Origin of the sequence: uncultured Acidovorax sp. (assembly GCF_964021665.1) — a bacterium.
GTDB lineage: Bacteria > Pseudomonadota > Gammaproteobacteria > Burkholderiales > Burkholderiaceae_C > Acidovorax > Acidovorax temperans.
On the sequence record NZ_CAXIAK010000159.1, the window covers coordinates 1 to 2,730 of the forward strand.

Genomic DNA, 2,730 nt, shown 5'->3' on the forward strand with positions numbered 1-2,730 from the left:
CGCCGTATGACCCGGCTTCCGGCAAGCCTTTGGCGGCAGCGCGCGATGTGCCCGCAGACGCCCGCTGCCCGGTGTGCGGCATGTACCCCGCTCGCTCGCGCGTCTGGGCAGGGCAGGTCATCTTTGCCGACGGGGACGCGTTCTTTTTCGACTCCCCCCTGAGCCTGATGATGTACCTGGGCAACGTGGGGCACTACACGCGCGGCCGCACGGCCAGCGCCATCGTGGCCCGCTATGTCACCGACATGGACAGTGAGGCCTGGGTGGATGCGCAGCAAGCGGTGTATGTGGCTGGCTCCTCAGCCCTGGGGCCCATGCGGGCGGGCAACCTGCCTGCCTTTGCAGACCACGCCGCTGCCCAGCGCTTTGTGCAGGCACGCGGGGGGCGGATTCTGGGTTTTGACGCCATCGACGCGCCCCTGCTCACCAGCCTGGCACCACAGCGCCGCAGTGGCAACGGGCAACACGCACACTGACGATCAAGAAAGTAGAGCGCTTCGCTATCTTTTCAATAGCTGCCAGCGCTTATCCAGCAAGCGCTGGAGTTCGATTTACCCATAAAAAACGCCCCTCAACAGGGGCGTTTTTGCATCACGACTGGCTGGTGGGCTCGGTGGCCGGAACCGCCTTGAACAGTGCCGCGACCTTGCGCTTGGGCTTGATGTTGGCCGAAATGCCGCTGCGCGCGGGCACCTTGGCAGCAGCTTCCCAAGCGGGTGCTGCGTCAGAGACGCTGGGCTCGTAAGGCTTGGCAAAGAACGGGTCACGCGACACCGTGGCAGGGCGGAAGCCACGGTAGTCACGGGGTTCGCGGCCCTCGCGCGGTTCACGGGGTTCGCGCGCCTCGCGGCGGTGGGCAGAGCCTGCGCTGCGCGGGTCATTCGAATCCGCTCCTTCGCGCCATGCGCGGCGGCCGTCGTTGATACGTTCCTTGGGGCGGTCATCGTCGTATTCGATAGCTTCCAGCTCGATCTTCTTCTTGATGAGCTTTTCAATGTCGCCCACCAGGCGGGCATCACTGCCCGACACCAGCGTCACAGCCAAGCCAGACGCGCCAGCGCGGCCGGTGCGGCCAATGCGGTGCACGTAGTCTTCGGCATTGAAGGGCACATCGAAGTTGAACACGGCAGGCACGTCCTTGATGTCCAGACCACGCGCGGCCACATCGGTACACACCAGCAGATCCACTTCGCCCTGTTTGAAGGCTTCCAGCGCTTTCAGGCGCTCATCCTGGCTCTTGTCACCGTGCAGGGCTGCGGTCTTGAGGCCTTCGCGCTCCAGGCTGCGGGCCAGGCGGCCACAGCCGAGCTTGCTGTTCACAAAGATGAACGCCTGCTTGATGCCACGGGTTTTGAGCACCTGGTGGATGGCGCGGCGCTTGTCATCATCGCCTGCGCTGTAAAAGCGCTGCTCCACCGTAGAGGCCGTCTCGTTCGGGCGTGCCACTTCGATGGTGATGGGGTTTTGCAGGTAACTGCTGGCCAGGCGCTTGATCTCAGGCGAGAACGTGGCGCTGAAGAGCAGCGTGGTGCGCTGCTTGGGCAGGTACGACAGGATGCGCTGCAGGTCTGGCAAAAAGCCGATGTCCAGCATGCGGTCGGCCTCGTCGAGCACCACGTACTCCACCTGGTTGAGCACAGCGTTCTTGGCTTCGATGTGGTCGAGCAGGCGGCCGGGGGTGGCCACCAGCACTTCAACGCCTTTTTTCAGCTCCAGCGTCTGGGGCTTCATGTCCATGCCGCCAAACACCACGGTGCTGCGCAGCTTGGTGTACTTGGCGTACAGGGCGATCTGCTGGGCGACCTGATCGGCCAGTTCGCGCGTGGGCAGCAGCACCAGGGCGCGCACGGGGTGGCGCGCAGGTGAGGTGGAGCTGTTTTCGTGCTTGAGCAGGCGCTGCAGCAGGGGCAGCGAAAAGGCTGCCGTCTTGCCGGTGCCTGTTTGGGCCGCGCCCATCACGTCCTGCCCCGTCAACACGACGGGAATGGCCTGTGCCTGGATGGGCGTCATGGATTCGTAGCCCATTTCGGCTACGGCGCGCGCTAGCGGCTCGGCCAGCGATAAATTGGAAAAGGAACTTGTCATTTAGCCCACTATTGTCGCACTGCAGGCCCAAGAACGCATTTTTTTCCGGATGGGCGGGGCTGGATAAGTGCTGCTGCGGTGAAAGGCAGCGCAAACAGCTATCAAAAACATAGCTGCTTGCGCTTTTCAGATAAGCGCTACCGCCTGATTACATCCAAAATCAACGCAGTGCCACCCCGCCCACCCCTGAGCCCAGCGCGGCTTTAGAGGCTGCGAGCAGAAAACGTGTCGCAGGCCTGCACCGAGCCTTGCTTCAAACCCGTGTGGAACCAGCGCTGGCGCTGCGCACTGCTGCCGTGGGTGAAGCTGTCAGGCACCACGGCGCCACCGCTGGCGCGCTGCAGGGCGTCGTCGCCAATGCGAGCGGCCGCGTTCATGGCCTCTTCCACATCGCCCTGCTCCAGAATCTGCCGTGCGTTTTGCGCGTGGTGCGCCCACACGCCAGCAAAGCAATCGGCTTGAAGCTCCAGCCGCACCGACATGGCGTTGTATTCCTTCTGGCTCACCCGGCCGCGCATCTGGTCCACCTTGGAAGTGATGCCGAGCAGGTGCTGCACGTGGTGCCCCACTTCATGGGCAATCACGTAGGCCTGGGCAAAGTCGCCGGGGGCGCCCAGGCGGCTCTTGAGGGTTTCGTAAAAGCCC

Annotated in this window: 3 protein-coding genes; 1 reads left to right on the forward strand and 2 read right to left on the reverse strand. The window is 63.7% G+C overall.

What is annotated here, in order from left to right; translation table 11 throughout:
- The coding region (locus AADJ04_RS17845) for a nitrous oxide reductase accessory protein NosL (protein ID WP_341240434.1) at positions 1–476 on the forward strand (476 nt) is incomplete at its 5' end.
- 115 nt (positions 477–591) lie between these two features.
- On the opposite strand, the gene AADJ04_RS17850 is transcribed toward AADJ04_RS17845, so the two are convergent.
- Positions 592–2,085, reverse strand: a complete 1,494-nt coding sequence (locus tag AADJ04_RS17850; RefSeq protein WP_044396913.1) for a DEAD/DEAH box helicase — start codon at positions 2,083–2,085, stop codon at positions 592–594.
- Between the two features lie 203 nt (positions 2,086–2,288).
- Positions 2,289–2,730, reverse strand: a 442-nt coding sequence (locus tag AADJ04_RS17855; protein WP_341240435.1) for a neutral zinc metallopeptidase, incomplete at its 5' end; no start/stop codon positions are given.